The sequence below is a fragment of the uncultured Butyricimonas sp. genome (assembly GCF_959596855.1).
GTDB lineage: Bacteria > Bacteroidota > Bacteroidia > Bacteroidales > Marinifilaceae > Butyricimonas > Butyricimonas muris.
In genome coordinates, this window is record NZ_CAUFYA010000014.1 from 1 (window position 1) to 20940 (window position 20940).

The following is a 20940-nucleotide window of genomic DNA, read 5'->3' on the forward strand; positions in this document are numbered from 1 at the left end:
GCGGAAGATCATATCTCCCCTCTCGTCTCGACCATGCCGGGCGTGGAGAGCATGAGCGTAACGGGGGCTGTCCCGTTCGAATGGGTGATGCATTATGACCGGGAATTATTCGCCGACATTGGAATTACCGCATCAGATATATCAAGTGCCATTTCTCGCTACTATTACAGGAATGATGCCGGGAAAGTATTGACTGAAATCACGCCGGAAAAAAAATACTCTTACCTCGTGTTCAAGGGAAACTCGGACGAGGATAAAACCGATATCATGAATCTCCCGATAAAAGTGATCAACGGGAAAATCATCTACCTGAAAAATATCGTGAGTCTGGATTACCGGGAAAGGGACCCTTCAGCGTATTATAGAATCAACGGGCTGAACCGGATCAACTTGAACGTATATGCGGAAAAGAACACCAACATGATAGAACTCGCCGGAAGAATCAAAGATGAAATGAAACGGCTCGCCGAAAGTTTCCCGACAAACTATTCCGTGCAACTTATCCGGGACAACAGCACGGAGATCAAGGACGAATTGGCTCAGATTCTGTACCGGACAGGATTCACGATTCTGATATTACTGCTCTTCGTGTACCTCGTGAGCAGAGATTTCCGTTACCTTGGAATTATCACGATCTGTCTGGCGGCAAACTTACTAATCGCTCTCGTGTTTTACTATTTTTTCAAAATAGAAATCCACCTGTACACGTTGGCAGGAATCACGGTTTCATTCGGTATCGTCATTGACAGCGTGATCGTGATGACCGACCATTACCGTCACCACAGGAACCGAAAAGCATTCCTTGCCGTGCTTGCCGCCACGCTGACCACCGTGGGAGCGTTGAGCGTGATTTTTAACATGGACAGTTCAATCATGAGAAGCATGTGGGACTTTTCTGCCGTGATTATTATTAATTTGGGGGTATCGCTTGCCGTGGCACTCTTTTTCGTCCCCGCGCTGATGGAAAAAATACCGTTAAAACAAAAAAATCAACAACGACGCATCCGCCGCCTAAAACGCATCGTCCGTTTCAACCGGAGATACAGCTGTTTCAGCCGTTTCACGCGGAGATACAGGAAAGTAGCGGTGATACTCGCCGTGCTAGGATTCGGGCTCCCCGTGTTCCTGTTGCCATCGAGTGTAGACCGGGAAAAATGGTATAGCAACACGTACAATACTGTTTTCGGTAGCGAAACCTACTTGACGCTCAAACCTTACACGGACAAAATCCTGGGCGGTTCTCTCCGCCTGTTCATGGAAGGCGGGGGTGACGCGTGGACACGAAGCCGGAAAGAAATGGAAAACCGCAAGACACGACTCACGCTCGACATGACGATGCCCCACGGTGCCACGCTCAAACAGATGAACGAGGCTTTCGGGAAACTGGAAAACTTCTTATCCGGCTTTGAATCCATCGCCGCGTTTACCTCGGACGTGTCATCGGCAAACAAAGCCGAGATGGTCATCACGTTCAAACCGGAACACGAGAAAGACGGTTCGCCGGAACAAGTGAAGAACGAACTGATACGCTTTGCCAACACGATCGGAAACGGGGACTCGGAAGTGAACGGCGTGGGCAAAGGATTCTCGAACAAAACGTCAGAAGATATCCGGAGCGAACGCCTGAAAGTGATCGGATATAATTACCGCAAAGTACTGCAATACGCCCAACAACTGAAAAAAAGACTGGAAAATAATATCCGGGTGAAGAAACTATATATCGGCAGCGACCGCTCTCCAAAAGCAAAAGCGTTTGCCGTGGAAGTGGATAAAGAAAAACTCGCCCGCAACAACGCCGACATCTCTAATCTTCTGGGTAACTTGAACCAATTGACTTACTCCGGTTCGTCCTCCACGCGGGCATACATCAACGGGGAATACTCGAACATTGATATCCGACCGGACAAAAAAGTGGAAGCGAGCGTGTGGGACGTGCGTAACCAACCGTTGCGAGGGGACAAATCGGTGTATCGCCTACAAGATATAGGCACCATCACGGAAGAGAAAGATTTCGAAAACATTACCAAAAGGAACCAAGAGTACGAAGTCGAGATACAATACGATTTTATCGGGGCTTACCGCTTGTCACAAAAGGTGAAAGAGCGAGAAATAAAAGCCATGAACCGCACTATGCCCGTGGGGTTCCGAGTAAAAGAATCGGACGAATGGAGAAATTACTGGCAACAAGATATCGGGGGTATCGATGCCCGCATCCTGTATATCCTGTTGGTTATCGGGATCATTTACTTCATTTGCGCCATTTTACTGGAATCGTTACGTCAAGCCCTTCTCGTGATCTGTATCACCCCGATTTCCTTTATTGGCTGCTTCTTGGGGGGGTATTTCTTCGGGGTAGGATTCGACGAAGGATGCCTCGCTGCCTTTATCCTGTTGAGCGGTCTGTCGGTAAACGCCGTACTCTATATACTAAACGATTATAACAACAAGATAAGGCAAGGGGCTCCGAGAGGGATACGGACTTACCTGAAAGCGTACAACGCCAAGATTGTCCCGATATTCCTCACCATCGCCTCTACCCTGCTGGGATTTATCCCTTTCCTCATCGGAGAGATCAATCCTTTCTGGAAAAACATGGCAATCGGCACCATGAGTGGTCTTGCATTCTCGCTTCCGGTACTGATTATATATTTACCAATGACGTTTACAATTGAAAATGGAAAATTAAAAGTTGAAAATGAAAAGGAGGGGCAGAACGAGCAAGGAAATCTAAAATCTAAAATCATCAAATCTAAAATTTAAAATATGGTTCGCTTTCTAATACAACGCCCGGTAGCAGTCATTATGAGCACGATAGCCTTTATCGTGCTAGGAATCGTGGCATCGTTCCGGTTACCGGTGTCGTTGATGCCCGATATCGAGATCCCGGAGATTACCATTCATTACACGTGGGACAACGCTTCTATCAGCGAGATCGAGAACACCATCACGGCGGGGTTGAGAAACCAATTGCAGCAAATCCCCAAGTTAACGGAAATTCAGACGGAATCGAAAGAAGGAAGCGGGTTGATCACCATGAAATTCGAGTACGGCACCTCACTCGATTACGCTTTCATCGAGGTAAATCAAAAAGTGGACGCCAGCGTGAACAGTCTTCCCAAGGAAGTACAACGTCCCACTATCATCAAAGCGTCGACGTCCGACCTCCCGGTATTCTATATAAACATCAACCTGAAGGAATACGAATCGGAAGAAAAATTCTTGGAATTCTGCGAGTTCACGGATGCCGTGTTGAAAAAAAGACTGGAACAACTGACAGACATCGCCATGGTAGATATCAGCGGGATGTATTCCCCGGAACTCTATATCCTGCCTGACGAAACAAAATTGAGAAGTTTGAAAATAACCCAAGACCAACTGAAAACGGCAATAGACAACAATAACCAAGTATCCGGGAATCTCTCCGTGAAAGACGGGTATTACCAGTACAGCATCAGTTTTGCCTCGCAAATCATGTCGCCGGAAGAACTGCAAGAAGTATACTTGAACATCAACGGACGACTGTTACAAATAAAAGACGTGGCACAAATAGGCATACGTCCCCGGGAAAAAAGAGGTATATTCTTCAACGGCGACCGCCAGTCACTATGCCTTGCCGTTATCACGCAATCAAACGCCCGGATGTCGGAAATGAAAGAAAAAGTAACCGGCTTGCTCGAACAATTCCGTGAAGAATACCCGGACGTGGAGTTTACCGTTTCAAGGGATCAAGCCCAGTTGTTGAATTACTCGATTGACAATCTCATCCAAAGTCTCTGGCAAGGAATTTTGCTCGCCGTGGTAGCCATGTTGTTTTTTCTAAGAGATGCCCGCTCACCACTTATCATCGCCATCAGCATACCCGTATCCGTGGTTATCACGATGTTCTTCTTCCAAATCATCGGGATATCCATAAACACGATCTCTTTATCGGGACTTATCTTGGGCGTGGGCATGATGGTCGACAACTCGATCATCACCATTGACAACATCAATCAACACCGGAACCGGGGTAAATCGCTACTCCAGTCTTGCGTGGACGGAACGAACGAGATCATCACTCCCCTCCTCTCGTCGGTTCTGACTACCTGTGCCATTTTCGTACCTTTGATTTTCATGAGCGGTATCGCCGGGGCTCTATTCTACGATCAGGCTATGGCTGTCGCCATCGGATTGTTTGTTTCATTCTTCGTGTCTATCACGATAGTCCCCGTGGTATTCCACCTTTTGTTCCGGAATGCCGGGGAGGGGAAAATCACTCGTTTTATACAACACGTCAGTTTCAAACACCTTGAAGACTATTACACGACTATTTTTCACGTCGTTTTCCACCACAAGAGATGGATCGTTGTCGGATGTTTTATCACGTTAATCGCGGGAACAATGATTGCCATGCAGTTAAAAGTGGAACGAATGCCCGTTATTGAAACAAACGAAATGATCCTCCGCACAGACTGGAACGCGAGTATTCACATGGAAGAAAATGAATCCCGGGTAAAGGATATTATCAAACGCTTTGAAGGAGAATGTGAAGAGATCAGTTGCCACGCCGGAGAAAAATTATTCTTCTTGAACCGGGAAAAGAACCAAAACACGAACGAGGCAGAATTTTACATCCGCACGGGAAACGCCCACGAATTGGACAAAACAGTGAAAGACATCAGGAACTATATTAAATCCACTTACCCGGCAGCCAAAGTGGATATCGAGGAAGTGGATAACCTTTTCGAGCAGTTGTTTAAAGACAGTGATGTCCCCTTGATTGTCTACCTTAGCGGGGAATCCCGAAGAGGAATCGTCGAACTCGACACGATCAACGCTTTTATCGAGCATATCGATTCCCTGATGCCGGGCTTAAAACTAGACAAACCGAGTACTTCCGAACGAATCGTGGTGGAAATTTTACCCGACCGCCTGGCACTCTACAAAGTGAACCAATCTTCACTAATTAATGTACTCGAAAAGAATATCAGCAAAATGAATATCGGGAAGCTCAACACGGGCAATCGTTATGTCCCAATCGTCATATCGGGAGAAGAAAAAACGATACTGGACATCATCCGCACCTCGTTCGTGAGCAACAGTGACCAACTGGATATTCCCGTTGCCGCCTTGACCCGCATGGAAAAAGAACTCGATTACAAGAGTATTATCGGTCGCAAAGAAGGTGTGGTCGTTCCCGTGAATATCTATAATGTCGGTGACTCCACAGCCCGGATCATCAATCAAATACGTGAAGAAGCGGGCAAAAAGAAATTGAACACCCTATTCGACGGGCAATATTTTTCCGGACAAGAAACATTGTGGGAAATGGTGATGGTCATCATCGTCGCCATACTGATGCTCTATTTTATTCTGGCGGCACAATTCGAGTCCTTGTCCTTACCCTTGATCCTGTTGATCGAAATACCGTTGGATATCGCTTTCACCATGCTGGTATTATGGATATGCGGTATATCACTGAATCTTATGTCCATGATCGGTATCGTGGTGATGAGCGGTATCGTTATCAATGATTCCATTCTGAAAATAGACACGATCAACCGGTTGCAACGTTCAGGTGTCCCTTTAGAAGAAGCCATTCACGAGGGCGGGGTACGACGCTTGAAACCTATTCTCATGACCAGCCTCACGACTATACTGGCCATTGTTCCCATGCTATGGGGAAATGATATCGGTTCACAATTACAACGCTCCATGTCCGTTACCCTGATCGCAGGCATGACGATCGGGACTTTAGTCAGTTTGTACGTGATTCCCTTGTTTTATTACTATTTAGAACGTATTTTTATCTCCATAAAGAAATGAAAAAAGTTGTCAAGAACATATTGCAATACGTCGGGGCATTCCTGTTAGCTATCGTGATTGCCGCTATCATGAGGTTTTTTATCGTGGATTTTTACAGTATTCCTTCCGACTCGATGTACCCGACCATCGAGCCGGGTGACTTTATTGTCGTGAATAAGCTGTACATGGGAGCACGCTTCTATAAAAACTTCGATTTTCTGGAAGGGGCACGACCGGAAACGGTAAGGGTTCCGGGATACGGTTCTCTGGAAAGAAACAACGTGATCGTCTTCAACTTTCCCAAGTATAATCAACACGGGGAATGGGAAATGGACCCGCAAACTTTTTACGTGAAACGTTGTATCGGCTTGCCGGGCGACACGCTGTCTATCCGGGAAGGCATCAATTTCGTGAACGGCAAAAGCGGTTACGGCAATATGCAGGATCAACAACGCTTGCACCGCTACCGGGGAGATTATGCCGACGGAATTTACCGCGCTTTCCCTTTCGATACCCGTCACGGTTGGAACATTCAAAACTTCGGTCCCTTTTACATCCCTGCCGCGGGAAGTACCATCCCGATCGACACGTCCAATTACTCCCTGTATCAAAGAATAATCACCCACGAAACCCAAACCCCTCTCTACATCAGAAGAGGACAAATCTATCTTGATGACAGCCTTATCCGACAATACACTTTCCGGAAAAACTGGTATTTTATCGCCGGTGATAAAGTTTTCGACTCCCGTGATTCCCGCTACATCGGTCCCATCCCCGAAGATTTCATCGTGGGCAAAGCCTCTTTCATTCTCACCTCGAAAGACCCGTACACGAAAGATTACGTGTGGCGCCGTTTTTTCAAGAAGATAAAATGAATCACGAACCGAATTCTTCCCGCAAGAAAGGAGCGGTTTCCGATTTTTTATTCTTGGCAACTTCCTCCGGAGTTCCGGTACACACTATTGTACCGCCTGCTTTACCTCCACCGGGACCCATATCGATAATATAATCCGCTACTTTTATCACGTCGAGATTATGCTCTATCACGATAACGGTATTCCCTTTATCCACCAACTTTTGCAGCACCCCTAAAAGAATATTGATATCCTCGAAATGTAACCCGGTCGTCGGTTCATCCAGTATATACAAGGTTCTTCCCGTATCCTTCTTGGATAATTCCGTGGCCAGTTTTATACGTTGCGACTCTCCCCCGCTCAACGTCGTGCAAGGCTGTCCGATCTTGATATATCCCAAACCTACATCCTGCAACATTTTTAACTTCAATTGCAAATGAGGCAGATTCTCGAAAAATTCGACAGCCTGATTGATCGTTAAATTCAGCACGTCACCTATCGACTTTCCCTTGTAACGGACTTCCAAAGTTTCTTTATTGTAACGTTTACCGTCACAGGCTTCACAATGCACGTACACGTCCGGCAAGAAGTTCATTTCGATCGTTTTCACCCCCGCCCCTTTACATTCTTCACATCGTCCGCCACTCACGTTAAACGAGAAACGCCCTGCCGTGTATCCCCGAATCTGTGATTCCGGCAACTTCTCGAATATCTTACGAATATCAGTAAAAAGTCCCGTGTAAGTGGCAGGATTCGAACGGGGACTCTTCCCCAACGGGCTTTGGTCTACCACGACCACTTTATCTATATTGGTTATCCCCTCGATCGACTCGTAAGGTAACGGCGTCGTCAACGAATTATAAAAATGAGCACTCAATATCGGATGCAACGTACCGTTCACCAAAGAAGATTTACCGCTACCGCTCACTCCCGTGATACAGATAAACTTACCTAACGGGAAATCGGCACTCACGTTTTTCAAGTTATTCCCGGTACAACCTTTCAAGGTAATCTTCTTCCCGTTCCCCTCACGCCGAACCGCCGGCACGGCAATCACCTTCTCCCCGTTCAAGTATTGCGCCGTCAGGCTATCGCTTTTCAGCACATCGGAATAAGTTCCGATAGCCGTAATCTCTCCCCCTTTCCGTCCTGCCTTGGGACCTAAATCCACGATATAATCGGCATTCTCCATCATCTCCTTGTCATGTTCCACGACAATCACGGAATTACCGTTATCTCTCAATTCCTGCAAGGAATGAATCAATTTCCGGTTATCCTTCTGGTGTAACCCGATACTCGGCTCATCCAGAATATAAAGCACGTTCACCAACTGCGAACCGATTTGCGTTGCCAGACGGATACGTTGGGATTCTCCCCCCGAAAGCGTCATCGACTGCCGATTCAGAGAAAGATATTCCAATCCCACGTCCAACATGAATTTCAAGCGGGTACGAATCTCTTTCAAAATCTCCCCGGCGATCTGTTTCTGTTTCTCTTCCAAATGTACCTCCACGTCACAAATCCACTCGTACAAGTCGGATAATTCCATATTTGCCAATTCGGCAATGTTCTTCCCGTTTATCCGAAAATGCAAAGCCTCCTGATTCAACCGTTGCCCGTTACAAACATCGCAAGTCGCCACGGAGATAAACTGTTCCGCCCATTTGTTGGCTTTCTTGGAAGTGGAATTCTCTTCCTGCATGGTCACGTACTTCAAAATTCCCTCGTAAGTCGTCAGGAAATTGGATGATACCCCGATCTCGGCATTCTCTAACCGGAACTGTCCCGGATAACCGTACAAAATATCTGTCAGAGCCTCTTCCGGTAAATCCCGAATCGGTTGCTTGATATCCGCACCATGCTTCCGTAATATCGTCTCAATCTGGTAAAATATAAGAGATCCTTTATATTTCCCCAAGGGCAGGATACCCCCGGCATAAATAGAAAGCGAATCATCCGGTATGATTTTATCCATCGCCACTTGATTGACGTATCCCAATCCCTTACACTTTTTACACGCCCCGTGAGGAGAGTTAAAAGAAAAAGTATGGGGCGCCGGATCTTTATAAGAGATACCCGTGTCCGGGCACATCAAATGGCGGCTGTAATATTTTATCTCGTCGCTCTCGTAATCTTTTACCGTCATCACCCCTTTACCGTGCTTCATCGCTGTCGCCACGGAGTTTTTCAAGCGCTTCTGGTCAACTTGCTCCATCACGATTTTATCCACCACGATTTCAATATCGTGCATCTTGTAACGATCCACGCTCATCCCGATCGTGATTTCCCGTATCTCTCCATCCACACGGGCTGAAATAAACCCGTTCTTCCGCATATTCTCGAACAACTCCCGGTAATGTCCTTTACGTCCCTTCACCACGGGAGCCAATATAAGAATACGCTTCCCCTCGAAATCTTTCTGTAATAACTCCTGTATCTGCTCGTCGGTATATTTCACCATCTTGCTTCCCGTGGCATAAGAATAAGCCACTCCCGCGCGGGCATACAGCAAACGCAAGAAGTCGTAAATTTCAGTGGTTGTACCCACGGTAGAACGGGGATTCTTGTTCGTCGTCTTCTGTTCGATAGAGATCACCGGGCTTAATCCCGTGATCTTATCCACGTCAGGACGCTCCATTCCACCCAAAAAACGACGGGCATAAGCGGAAAAGGTTTCCAGATACCTACGTTGTCCCTCGGCATAAATCGTGTCGAATGCCAACGACGATTTACCACTACCGCTTAACCCGGTAATTACCGTCAACTTATCGCGAGGTATCGTTAAATCTATATTTTTCAAATTGTGCTCTCTGGCACCATATATGGCTATATTGCTATCTTCTTCTCTGTAATCCATGAATTTTCCTTGGCCTTAAAAACTGACTTACAAAGATACTAAAAATTGACATTGGAAATACCGAAAACTGGAAATGAAAAGGTTAAAAATTCTATGAATCCAAAAGGGTTATATACACACTAAATCATAAATCTAAAATCATAAATAAAAAAGGAGGGATTCCCTGTAAGTCTTAAATGGAATATATTGGGACTGACGAAAAGATGTTGTATGTGTGTGTGTGCGTGCGTCTGTGTGTGTGGTGTGTGTGCGTGGTGTCCCGTAGAACATATTCCAGTACCATTAAGAACTCTCTCAGAAAATCAGCTTAAACCATAGTCAAAGCTATCCCTTCTCTTTTATGCTAGATGATTCAATCTAATAACAGCTAAAAATAAATCATAAGTTCATCATCTAATATACTCTCTTTAACGTCGCCGAAAAAGAAAGGTTTCATTATTTCCCGAAAAAAAATCGAGGAAATTTATTTTTTCAATCTTTCAAACTAACTCTTTCAATTTTAGCAATCATTTCTTGTGTCTTGATCGCTAATATGTGTTCTTTTACGGGGAGATTTCAAATAGGTTACTCTTTTACCGAATTTTTTTTCCAACGGGAACAAATATTTTATCTATATACAGAAAAAGGAGCATCTCACGACGCTCCTTTCATATATGAAGATTTAAAATCTTACTTTTTCAAGGCATCTTTTACCTGTTCGTTGGGAACCATTTGTTCCTTAAAAGTATAGGCACCGGTTTTCGGAGATTTTACCATTTTGATCACTTTCGCGAATCCCCTACCATCTGCTGTTTTTAATGTTGCAACAACTTTCTTTGCCATAGCTTAATTATTTAATTTCTCTGTGTAAAGTTACTCTTCTCAGAATCGGGTTGTATTTACGCAACTCCATTCTCTCGGGTGTGTTCTTTCTGTTTTTGGTAGTGATATAACGAGAAGTTCCCGGCATACCGGATTCTTTATGCTCCGTGCACTCCAAAATCACCTGTACTCTATTTCCTTTGCTCTTCTTTGCCATCTCTTCTTACTTTATACGTTCTTAACTAAACCATTGGCAGTAGCTTCTCTCAAGCAAGCATTGATACCTTTCTTGTTGATAAGGCGCAATCCGGCAGCTGATACATTCAAACGTACCCATCTTTCTTCTTCCGGCCAATAAAAATTTCTCTTAAACAAGTTGATCTCGAATGTTCTCTTTACTCTTCTCTTAGAGTGAGAAACATGGTTACCAACCATCGCTTTCTTTCCAGTTATTTGACAAATTCTTGACATCTCTCTCAATATTTTATAAACGCTTTCCAAACAGGATGCAAATTACGCACTTTTAATTCAAACAATCAAGTGTTTTGATAAAAAAGTTTCAATATTTTTTTACTGTAAGATAAAATACAATACTCCCAAGAAAATCACCAACGCCAAGCATTCCCGAAACACCTTCTTCCATCTCTCCGGGTTTGCCTTTGTATCGCCCTTTCTCAAAATATCCAACAACTCTCCCGTGGGACAAAAATAATTACACCACGGGCGAGAAAAAAATATTGACAAGATTAAAAATACCACGGCAAGCGCGATCACCCAACTCGATGCCGCCGTCAACAGAAACGCGGAAAAAGGTTCCAAAGACGCCAATTCCAGCGGGATTCCCCACAATAACAAAGCGATGATCACCATAAAATAGGTAACCCGGGTATATTTGAAAATATTTTTCCAAATACCCTTCGGGACGATTTTTTTCTTGCGGATTTTTCCCATCACTTCCTGAGCCGCCCCGAACGGACAGAGATAAGCACAATAATACGCCTTGTTCAGAAACAAAGGACATACTATCGCCAACACGGCGATCACGGGCAATAAAACACGCGCCCCCCAAGGAATCCCGTTCAACAACCAGTTGAACAACAACTCGAACGAAACGAAATACCCGCTCCAAAAACCAAGAACCAGAATGGAAGCCACCTGTAACGGCAATCGCCACTTCTTCATCCGGCTTCCCCAGAACATACTGGCCAGAGCCAACAGCACTACCAATCCCCCCAAAGCATGACGAACCAGTTTCAACCAATCCGTATGCCGTCCGCCCCCGTCACGCTCAAAATAAAAATTCAACGCTTTCTTCACGCTTCCCCGAACGGCATCCGTGGTCATCGTGGCACCGCTAACGGCTTCCACGTTCATCTCTGCCGCTTCCTCCAATGTCTTACCGTCCCATGACGAGAAGAAATTTTTCCTCGTTATCTGACGGATAAAACCGGGTGACTCACTATGATTTAATAAAGTAAGTCCTAAAATCACGTCTTCCCCGGACACGGCCAGAAATAAAGGTACATTCCCGGAATAACCGATCAGATCGTCGGCTATCGGCGTCGTCACGATCAATTTACCTATCACGTCCCCGTTATTCTTCACGTCATAACGCACCTCACTGACTTTCTCGATACCCGTGCAAGCGGGAAAATATTTCTTCACTTCATCCAAGGGAACAACCTCTGTTTCCGTCTTCACATCTTCTCCCTTGTTCTCCTCCGCGCTCTTGAAATTCAACGAAATCAAATAAACAATCACGCACAATAATATAACCTTAGGCAACTTCGTGACAAATGTTGCTACATTCTCTTTTACACTCATAACATCAAAATCTTATTAAGCACACAAAAATAGCGAGAAAATCATTTACTTGTATATTTTGTCACGCATAAATGCGTGACGTTACAAGTTACAGGTTTGCAGGTTACAAGTTAATAAAAGGTATTCCATAATACTTGTAACCTATAACCCGCAAATGATAATTTGCAAACTTTTATTATATTTGTCGCACGCAAACGCGTGACGTTACAATTTGTAAGTAGCAAGTCAATTCAAGTCACACCATAACTTGTAACCTGCCAACCTGCAACCTGTAACTTGCAAATGACAATTTGCAAACCTTAATCAATAACCAATTAAAATTTTACGAATGAAGAAAATCACTTACTTAGTTTGTTGCGTGGGATTGGCTATGCAATCCTGCCAATCAGGGCAAGTGAAGAATGAAAATCCATTTTTCAACGCGTACGAAACCCCTCACGAGGTTCCGCCCTTCCATTTAATTAAAAACAAACACTACATTCCGGCTTACGAGGAAGGGATGAAACAGCAACAAGCTGAAATCAAAGCGATTATCAACAACCCGGAAGCACCTACTTTCAAAAACACGATCGACGCCCTCGAGGCATCCGGGGAAATGCTCGACAAGGTAGCTTCCGTCTTCGGGAACCTGCAAGGTGCCAACACGAATGATTCGATCAAAGCCATCGCCAAGGAAATCACCCCGAAGCTAACCGCCCACAGGGATGCCATTAACTTGAACGACAAGCTATTCGCACGCATCAAGACCGTGTACGAAAACCGGAACAAAGAAAATCTCACCCCGGAACAGTTGACCGTATTGGATAAATACTACAAAGACTTCGTGCGAGGTGGTGCAAACCTCTCCCCCGAAGACAAAGAGACATACAAACGCTTGAACAGCGAGTTATCCGTGTTAAGCCTGCAGTTCGGCGAAAATCTTCTGAACGAAACCAACGCCTTCAAACTGGTTATCGACAACGAGAAAGACTTGTCCGGTCTTCCCGCCAACGTGATAGCCACGGCAGCGGCAACAGCGAAAAACGCCGGACTGGAAGGCAAATGGGTTTTCACGCTCCACAACCCGAGCATGATCCCGTTCTTGCAATATGCCGACAACCGTGATTTGAGAGAAAAAATCTACAAGGCATACATTAATCGTTGCAACAACGACAACGAGTACGATAACAAGGAAATCATCGCCAAGATGACCTCTTTGCGGGTACAAAAAGCGCAATTGCTGGGTTACGACACCCACGCCGCCTTTATCCTTGACAATAACATGGCACAAAACCCGGAGAACGTTTACAACTTGTGCAACCAAATCTGGGAAGCGGCTCTACCGATTGCCAAAAAAGAGGCAGCCGAACTTCAACGTATGATTCGTAAGGAAGGTAAAAACTTCAAATTACAACCTTGGGACTGGCGTTATTACGCGGAGAAAGTGAAAAAGAGCAAATACGGGTTGGATGAAAACGAACTCCGCCAATACTTCCCGCTGGAAAGCGTGAGAGAAGGAGCCTTCTATACCGCCAACAAACTATTCGGTATCACCTTCACGCAACGAGCGGATATTCCCGTCCCCCACCCCGACGCACTAGCGTTCGAGGTAAAAGAAGCCAACGGCGATCATATCGGTATCCTATACATGGACTTCCACCCGAGAGAAAGCAAACGTTCTGGAGCTTGGATGAACTCCTACCGGAAACAGTCAGCTTTGGGTAAAAAAGTATCCCCCGTCATCACAAACGTGTGCAACTTCACCAAACCTGCCGGGGAAGACGTACCCGCCCTACTCAGTTTCGACGAGGCACAAACCCTCTTCCACGAGTTCGGGCACGCACTTCACGGGTTGTTATCTCAATGTACATATAATAAGGTATCCGGAACATCCGTTCCCCGTGATTTCGTGGAACTCCCCTCGCAAATCATGGAAAATTGGGCTTCCGATCCCGAAGTGATGAAAATATACGCCCGCCATTATCAAACCGGTGAGGCAATCCCGCAATCCTTGATTGACAAACTGGAAGCGAGCGGACATTTCAACCAAGGTTTCGTCACCACCGAGTTTATGGCTGCCGCCCTGTTGGATATGGCTTACCATACACGTACCACGACAGACCTCGTGAACCCGAATGAATTCGAGAAAACCACGCTGGATAAGATCGGGCTGATTCCCGAAATCACGGTACGTTACCGCAGTCCCTACTTCCAGCACATATTCGCGGGCGGGTACTCCTCCGGCTACTACGCCTACACGTGGGCAGAAGTACTGGACGCCGACGCTTTCGAGGCTTTCAAGGAAACCGGAAACATTTTCAATCCCGAAAAAGCAAAATCATTCCGGGAAAATATTCTGGCAAAAGGCGGATCGGAAGACGCCATGACACTATACAAACGCTTCCGGGGACAAGAACCGTCCATCGAGCCTCTATTGAAAAGAAAAGGGTTGAAATAACACCTTCATATATATAAACTGTACAAAGGGAATGACCTCACGACAAATCGGTCATTCCCTTTTCCATACCTTGAAAAACCCGGGGACAGGCAACCCCACAATTATACATTTCCTACAATCAACCCCTCGCGTAACCTGCAAACTGACATCCCCTTGCTCTTCTGTTTCGCGGGAAACATTACCACCCGTGAATGTTAAAAAAGCGTATTGTTTACTAAAACGTGGGCGAAGCGCAGGCGAAGTGTGGGCAAAGTGTAGGCGATGCCGCCTAAAAGCCACCTAACAGTCACCTTAAACCCACCCCTAAATATAGACTTCCCCTAGTTCAAGGGCAGGCTAGCCATTGTATCCCGGCTGATTATTTCACGACACTTCGAAACACCTCTCCACCAATCTTGCAATGCAAACACCGGTGAGCGTCACAATATTCCCGCTTGATTTGAAGCAACGCTTGCGATTGTAAAGCGGACTTCAACTCGATACCCTGTTTCGTCCACGCCTCAGTCACGTGATTGCGTTCCGCTTCCAACTCTTCCAACCATTGAATAGCCTTGTCGCAATATCGCTCTTCTTTTCTCTCCCTGCCATAAATAAAAAGGAAAGGGATAATCGCATTGATCACGATAACGGTCTTCATGCTATTTCCCAATCGTTTTACTTGCCTTGCGGCAGGTACGCCCGGTTTATAACGCATGTCCCAATAGTCGGAAGCCCGCACGTCCAACAATTTATACACCTCCGGCAAATGCTCTGCTTCCAGCACGGCGGAAAGCAAAAAATTGAAGCGCATCATCAAAGACGCCAGAAGAGCCAACCGTACAGTCGGGAAAGAAGTCGGACGAATCCGCATATACTTCCATCGCGCCCGTTCCATTGTAGTCAGATGAAACTTAGCTGCTTGATACTCGTATTCCTCCCGCAAAGCTATCGTGTAATCGTCCTCTTGTTCCACCCCCGTCAACAGCCCGGAATACCCCAGTAACAAGGCTTCTACCCGAAACAAATTATCACTGCAACGAATTACCTTCTTGTAGGATAAATCCCGTGCCAACTGGGCAAACGCCTCCGCGTTCACGTTACCTGACCAGTAACGAACCAACATCCGGTAAAAACAATCTTCCCAATCATTCCGTGTTTCATCCAGCATCAGTTTAATATCCCCGCATTTCCGTTCCAGCCGCTCGATCGCGTATCCCGTGAAAAGCATATCCATACGCACCGGATCAACACGACGCAAATTCCGGTAACAACGAGGTTCCACGGGAACACCCTGCATAAAGATGTACTCATCCCATAACCGCACGTCATACCGAAGGGTAATCGCGTCTATTTCCCTGCCTTTAGAATCACGCACTTCCATGTCGGCATCCGCCACGACGGAAAGAATCACGTTATCGTACGCCGTGTCTTTCTCGTGCCCGTGCCGAAACCAGTCACTCGCTTTTTGATGAATTTCCACGTTTCCCGCTTGCACGACATCGCCAATCCGCACCTTCGCGTTGAAAAAGTCTGGTCCTGCATCCCGGTTTTGTAAACCGACATTCAAAATCTCCACCTCTTTTCCTTTCGTTGAAAGGCATCTCGTGCTAGTGAAAAGAGAATTCGCCCACACGTATTGCAAAAATTCTTCCGTCATAGTAACTCCCTGTTTAAAATTATAGCTTTGTCAAGGGTTCAAAATATAATATTCAAAACGCCGATTACAATATTAGAAAAATTTAATCAAAAAAACAAGTGCTAAATTTTTATAAAATCTAATCCTTTCTCCGTTCTATAACGTTTTATATCTATATTTGTTGAAATGAATAACCAAGCTTTTGTTATAACATAAAACCGAATATAAATATGGAAGAAAAACAACTCATTAAAAGCAAGAAAGATAAGACGTTACTCATCGTCATCGGCGTTCTGTCCGCTATACTGATCGTCCTTTTTGTCTTTTTCATGATCGAGAAAAAAGAAAACCGGGAAAATATGGTTGCCATCACGGCCGAAAAGGAAGAACTTCAACAAGAATTGACGGATTTGAGTCATCACTACGACAATTTAAAAACAGATAACGATACACTGAACAACAAATTGGCACACGAGCAGGAGAAAATAGCCTCGCTCATGGAGAAAATGAAAGAATTTCGTAATAATTCTTACGCCGAGATCAACCGGTACAAGAAAGAAATCGGGACATTGAAAACAGTTCTGAGAAGTTACGTGGTGCAAATCGACTCGTTGAACCAACTGAACCGGAAATTGGTAGCGGAAAACACCGAGGTAAAAAAACAAATGAACTGGGTTCGGGACAGGAATAAAACACTGGAACAGAAAACAGAACAATTGGCGGAAACCCTCGAAAAAGCAAGTACGCTATCCGTTGAAAACTTCAAAGTGTACTGCGTCAATAAAAACGACAAAGAAACCAACTTGAGAAGATGTTTCCAACTGAAAGCAGACTTCTCGCTTGCCCGAAATATCACGGCCAAACGAGGTCCCCGGATGATATACTTGCGGATTACCCGCCCGGACGGACAAGTATTGGCAGCATCCAGTAAATCATTTTTCAAATACCAAAACGCCACGCTGACCTATTCCGCTAGACGCGAAATAGAGTACGAGGGCGAAAAACTGGAAATCGCCATATTCTGGCCGAATGACGGCAGTCTGGAAAAAGGAGAATACATTGCCGATTTGTTCTCGGACAACCAACAGATCGGGACAACAAAATTCATATTAAAATAACATTAACTACACGCGTATGAAAACAGATATTGAAATTGCCAATTCCATACAGATAAAGCCGATCTACGAGATCGCCGATAAGTTAGGAATCGATAGGGATCTACTGGAACCCTACGGAAGATATAAAGCGAAACTACCGTTAAGCCTGATCGATAAATCAAAGATCGACGGGAAAAAACTGGTACTGGTTTCCGCCATCTCCCCCACCCCCGCGGGTGAAGGAAAAACGACCATCTCCATCGGTCTGACGGAAGGATTGAACCGCATCGGCAAGCAAGCCACCGTGGTGTTGCGCGAGCCCTCGCTAGGTCCGGTATTCGGTATCAAGGGAGGTGCCACCGGGGGCGGATATTCACAAGTCGTTCCCATGGAAGACATCAACCTGCACTTCACGGGTGATTTCGGGGCTATCGAGAAAGCCCACAACTTACTGTCCGCTTTAATTGATAATAACATACAGAGCAAAACCCACTCGTTGAACATCGACCCGCGCACGGTGACATGGAAACGGGTAATGGATATGAACGACCGTTCGCTACGCCACATCATCGTGGGATTGGGCGGTACATCTGCCGGTATTCCCCGTGAAACCGGATTCGACATCACTGCCGCTTCCGAGGTAATGGCTATCCTCTGCCTGTCGGACGACTTTGAAGACTTGAAGAACAGACTCGGGAACATCTTCATCGGTTACACGTTTGACAAGAAACCGATTTACGCCCGTGATTTAAACGCACACGGGGCTATGGCAGCCTTGTTGAAAGATGCCATCAAACCCAATCTCGTGCAGACTCTGGAAGGCAACCCCGCCATTATACACGGTGGTCCTTTTGCCAATATCGCGCAAGGAACGAACTCTATCATCGCCACCCGCATGGGCTTGACTCTTTCCGATTACGTGGTCACGGAAGCCGGATTCGGTTTTGACTTGGGCGCGGAGAAATTCTTCGACATCAAATGCGTGAAAGCAGGATTGAAACCCAGTGCCGTGGTCATGGTGGCTACCGTGAGAGCTTTGAAATATCACGGGGGAATGAAACTCGACCAATTGAAAGAACCGAACCTCGAAGCCTTGAAGAAAGGTATCGGCAACTTGGAAAAACAAGTCGAGAACATGAAGAAATTCAACATCTGCCCCGTTGTAGCGATCAATAAATTCGTGACGGACACCGATGAAGAGATTGCATTCCTTGCCGAAACGTGTAAAGCACTGGACGTACCCATGGAAGTCGCCGAAGTCTGGGCAAAAGGCGGTGAAGGAGCCGAAAACCTTGCCCGACTGGTATCCAAGGTGGCAGAGCAATGCACTTGCAGCATGAAACCTCTCTACGACTGGAACTGGAGCGTGGAGAAAAAGATTGAAACCATTGCCAAAGAACTATACGGTGCCGCCGCGATAGACTATTCGGCAGAGGCCAAAGCCGACCTGAAGAAAGTAATGGATCTCGGGTTGGACAAACTTCCGGTGTGTATCGCCAAAACACAAAAATCACTCTCGGACAACCCGAAATTACTGGGACGCCCGAAAGATTTCGTGGTTACCGTACGCCAGATCGAGATAGCATCCGGAGCAGGATTTATCATACCGATCACGGGTAGTATCATGCGAATGCCCGGTTTACCGGATATTCCCGCCGCGGAAAAAATAGATATTGACAACAACGGTAAAATTACCGGCCTATTCTAAAACATTATACCGACGTGTCAGGTGAAAATTGCCTGACACGTCTTATTTTCTCTCATATCATGGATATCATTGAAATAAAAAAGTTTCCGGAAGTAGCGAGTAGTGAAACATTACAGGCTCTAAGCTATCACCTAGACCGAGAATGTAACCGAATAAACTTGAAGGAAATCAATTGGCCGGATGTATATCCATACAAGCCGGAAGTTTATTTCCGGATTGCCTACAATGAACACCATCTTTTCTTGAAATTCGACGTGCAGGAATATGAATTTCGTGCCACGGCGCTCACGCCTTGCTCTCCCGTGTGGGAAGACTCATGCGTCGAATTTTTCATACAACCGGAAAAATGCACGGGATATTACAACATCGAGCTCAACGCTATCGGCACGGTACTGGGAGCCTTCGGCACCAGCCGGGAGAAACGAAGACCCATACCCCGCAGACTGGATAGCGATATTCTCCGTGACTCCACGATAAAGTTCAACAACGAGAACCCGGACGAAGCCTACTATCAATGGTCGCTCATGGTGAAAATACCATACACCGTTTTTTTCAGACATAAATTCCAACCCAAACCGGGTACTACCATCCGAGGTAATATCCACAAATGCGGTAACAAATTGCCACACCCGCATTTCGTGACATGGCACCCCGTGAAAACACCCAAACCGGACTTTCACCAACCGGAACATTTCGGTACACTCATTTTTAAATAAACTGACATGAAAACAGGACTGTTCATACTCGTTGCCGGACTTCTCTGCGTGTTACTGAATGACTCGCTACTCTATTTGCAAATCAGACGTTACTTGAGAAAACGAATTTACACTTGTCTATTCTGGGCACACTCCTTGTTTTTCATGGCCTGTATTGTCGTGTACCATTTTTTTATTCCCACGTTGAAAGGACCGGAAGCCTATTTTTGGGTAGGCAAAGGCGTTTCCGTGATTTTACTTTTTTATACCCCGAAAACACTATATATCATTATCAACGCATTTGCAATCCTGTTACGAAAATTAAAATGCATTCCGGCTGCCCGTATTATAAGCAGAACAGCTTTAGGCATCGCCCTATTCTCCTTTTTAGTCATTTTTTACGGTATCACGTGGGGACGCTGCAACTACAAAATAGAACGCCAGCAAGTATGCATTAAAGAACTTCCCGACAATTTCAACGGGTATCGTATCGTGCAACTAACCGACCTGCACTTGGGAAGTTACGGGGAGCATTATCCCGGTATTAAAAAACTCGTGGAAGAAGTCAACGCGCAGAACCCCGACCTTATCGTGTTTACCGGGGATATGGTCAATAGCTTTGCCTCGGAAATGAACCCGTGGATTGACCAATTGAAAGAACTGAAAGCTAAATACGGCGTCTACTCCTCCACGGGTAATCACGACTACGGTACATACGTGAGATGGGCTACCCGGGAAGAACAGGCGGATAACCTGAAACAATTCTTCAAGAACATGGAAGCGGCAGGCTTCCACATGCTAAACAACACCAATGTTCCCCTCGTTATCGGTACCGATACGATTTATCTTGCCGGAGTCGAGAATTGCGGACGTCCACCTTTCCCCTGTTTCGGGAACCTTCCACAAGCCCTGCAAGGCACGGAAGGACACACGGTGATACTCCTCTCCCACGACCCGTCACACTGGCGGGACGAGGTAATCCGCTATCCCGTGGCTCTCATGCTGGCAGGCCATACCCATGCCATGCAAATCGGGATACAAATCGGCAGCTTCCGGTGGAGTCCTTCAAAATACATCTACCCCGAATACAACGGATTGTACGAAACGAATGGACGACAATTATACGTTTCCCGCGGCGAAGGCTACCTCGGCTTTGCCGGACGCATCGGTCAACGACCGGAAATCACGCTGATAGAATTAACGAACAATTGTAAATAAAATAAGTTTTATGAGATAAGAATATTCAAGTATTTATTAAAATGTGTACT

14 protein-coding genes are annotated in these 20940 nt (G+C 45.7%); 8 read left to right on the forward strand and 6 right to left on the reverse strand.

What is annotated here, in order from left to right; genetic code table 11:
- From Q5866_RS08170 to lepB, 3 genes are all read left to right on the forward strand, one after another.
- On the forward strand, nt 1–2760 hold a 2760-nt coding region (locus Q5866_RS08170), incomplete at its 5' end, for an efflux RND transporter permease subunit (protein WP_303179804.1).
- Nucleotides 2761–2763: 3 nt separating this feature from the next.
- Nucleotides 2764–5805, forward strand: a complete 3042-nt coding sequence (locus Q5866_RS08175) for an efflux RND transporter permease subunit (RefSeq protein ID WP_303179805.1) — start codon at nt 2764–2766, stop codon at nt 5803–5805.
- The gene (gene lepB, locus Q5866_RS08180) at nt 5802–6659 is read left to right on the forward strand and encodes a signal peptidase I (RefSeq protein ID WP_186975617.1); all 858 of its coding nucleotides are present in this window, start codon (nt 5802–5804) and stop codon (nt 6657–6659) included. The genes Q5866_RS08175 and lepB overlap by 4 nt, the downstream gene beginning before the upstream one ends.
- A 1-nt stretch (nt 6660) precedes the next feature.
- Here lepB and uvrA read toward each other — a convergent pair whose 3' ends face one another.
- The 5 genes from uvrA to Q5866_RS08205 form a co-directional block, all read right to left on the reverse strand.
- Complete coding sequence (gene uvrA, locus Q5866_RS08185; RefSeq protein WP_099292650.1) at nt 6661–9495, reverse strand: excinuclease ABC subunit UvrA; 2835 nt, start codon at nt 9493–9495, stop codon at nt 6661–6663.
- 669 nt (nt 9496–10164) lie between these two features.
- Nucleotides 10165–10317 (reverse strand): DUF4295 domain-containing protein, encoded by a 153-nt coding sequence (locus Q5866_RS08190; protein WP_099292651.1) that lies wholly within the window; start codon nt 10315–10317, stop codon nt 10165–10167.
- 7 nt (nt 10318–10324) lie between these two features.
- Nucleotides 10325–10513: a 50S ribosomal protein L33 gene (gene rpmG, locus Q5866_RS08195; RefSeq protein ID WP_018336620.1), complete on the reverse strand. Its 189-nt coding sequence runs from the start codon at nt 10511–10513 to the stop codon at nt 10325–10327.
- Between the two features lie 11 nt (nt 10514–10524).
- A complete protein-coding gene (gene rpmB, locus Q5866_RS08200; RefSeq protein ID WP_099292652.1) occupies nt 10525–10767 on the reverse strand; it encodes a 50S ribosomal protein L28 in 243 nt (80 codons plus the stop codon).
- A gap of 99 nt (nt 10768–10866) precedes the next feature.
- Complete coding sequence (locus tag Q5866_RS08205; protein WP_227214834.1) at nt 10867–12120, reverse strand: 4Fe-4S binding protein; 1254 nt, start codon at nt 12118–12120, stop codon at nt 10867–10869.
- A gap of 328 nt (nt 12121–12448) precedes the next feature.
- Here Q5866_RS08205 and Q5866_RS08210 point away from each other — a divergent pair, with 328 nt between their 5' ends.
- Complete coding sequence (locus tag Q5866_RS08210) at nt 12449–14557, forward strand: M3 family metallopeptidase (protein WP_303179806.1); 2109 nt, start codon at nt 12449–12451, stop codon at nt 14555–14557.
- Nucleotides 14558–14915: 358 nt separating this feature from the next.
- Here the strand turns inward: Q5866_RS08210 and Q5866_RS08215 are convergent, their stop codons facing one another.
- Nucleotides 14916–16193, reverse strand: a complete 1278-nt coding sequence (locus tag Q5866_RS08215; RefSeq protein ID WP_303179807.1) for a DUF2851 family protein — start codon at nt 16191–16193, stop codon at nt 14916–14918.
- A 209-nt stretch (nt 16194–16402) separates the two neighbouring features.
- On the opposite strand from Q5866_RS08215, the gene Q5866_RS08220 reads away from it, so the two are divergent.
- The 4 genes from Q5866_RS08220 to Q5866_RS08235 are packed head-to-tail and all read left to right on the forward strand — an operon-like array spanning nt 16403 to nt 20890.
- Nucleotides 16403–17290, forward strand: a complete 888-nt coding sequence (locus Q5866_RS08220; RefSeq protein ID WP_292269157.1) for a hypothetical protein — start codon at nt 16403–16405, stop codon at nt 17288–17290.
- Between the two features lie 16 nt (nt 17291–17306).
- Complete coding sequence (locus Q5866_RS08225; RefSeq protein ID WP_099292657.1) at nt 17307–18977, forward strand: formate--tetrahydrofolate ligase; 1671 nt, start codon at nt 17307–17309, stop codon at nt 18975–18977.
- Between the two features lie 59 nt (nt 18978–19036).
- Entirely contained in the window at nt 19037–19693 is a 657-nt protein-coding gene (locus Q5866_RS08230; protein ID WP_099292658.1) for a carbohydrate-binding family 9-like protein, read from the forward strand.
- Nucleotides 19694–19699: 6 nt separating this feature from the next.
- A complete protein-coding gene (locus Q5866_RS08235; protein WP_292269154.1) occupies nt 19700–20890 on the forward strand; it encodes a metallophosphoesterase in 1191 nt (396 codons plus the stop codon).
- The last annotated feature ends 50 nt before the right edge of the window (nt 20891–20940 follow it).

Excerpts from the sequence above, each read along its gene's own strand:
- Q5866_RS08175 (WP_303179805.1), top strand. The coding sequence starts at position 2,764 with ATGGTTCGCTTTCTAATACAACGCCCGGTAGCAGTCATTATGAGCACG.
- lepB (WP_186975617.1), top strand. The coding sequence starts at position 5,802 with ATGAAAAAAGTTGTCAAGAACATATTGCAATACGTCGGGGCATTCCTG.
- uvrA (WP_099292650.1), bottom strand. The coding sequence starts at position 9,495 with ATGGATTACAGAGAAGAAGATAGCAATATAGCCATATATGGTGCCAGA.
- Q5866_RS08190 (WP_099292651.1), bottom strand. The coding sequence starts at position 10,317 with ATGGCAAAGAAAGTTGTTGCAACATTAAAAACAGCAGATGGTAGGGGA.
- rpmG (WP_018336620.1), bottom strand. The coding sequence starts at position 10,513 with ATGGCAAAGAAGAGCAAAGGAAATAGAGTACAGGTGATTTTGGAGTGC.
- rpmB (WP_099292652.1), bottom strand. The coding sequence starts at position 10,767 with ATGTCAAGAATTTGTCAAATAACTGGAAAGAAAGCGATGGTTGGTAAC.
- Q5866_RS08205 (WP_227214834.1), bottom strand. The coding sequence starts at position 12,120 with ATGAGTGTAAAAGAGAATGTAGCAACATTTGTCACGAAGTTGCCTAAG.
- Q5866_RS08210 (WP_303179806.1), top strand. The coding sequence starts at position 12,449 with ATGAAGAAAATCACTTACTTAGTTTGTTGCGTGGGATTGGCTATGCAA.
- Q5866_RS08215 (WP_303179807.1), bottom strand. The coding sequence starts at position 16,193 with ATGACGGAAGAATTTTTGCAATACGTGTGGGCGAATTCTCTTTTCACT.
- Q5866_RS08220 (WP_292269157.1), top strand. The coding sequence starts at position 16,403 with ATGGAAGAAAAACAACTCATTAAAAGCAAGAAAGATAAGACGTTACTC.
- Q5866_RS08225 (WP_099292657.1), top strand. The coding sequence starts at position 17,307 with ATGAAAACAGATATTGAAATTGCCAATTCCATACAGATAAAGCCGATC.
- Q5866_RS08230 (WP_099292658.1), top strand. The coding sequence starts at position 19,037 with ATGGATATCATTGAAATAAAAAAGTTTCCGGAAGTAGCGAGTAGTGAA.
- Q5866_RS08235 (WP_292269154.1), top strand. The coding sequence starts at position 19,700 with ATGAAAACAGGACTGTTCATACTCGTTGCCGGACTTCTCTGCGTGTTA.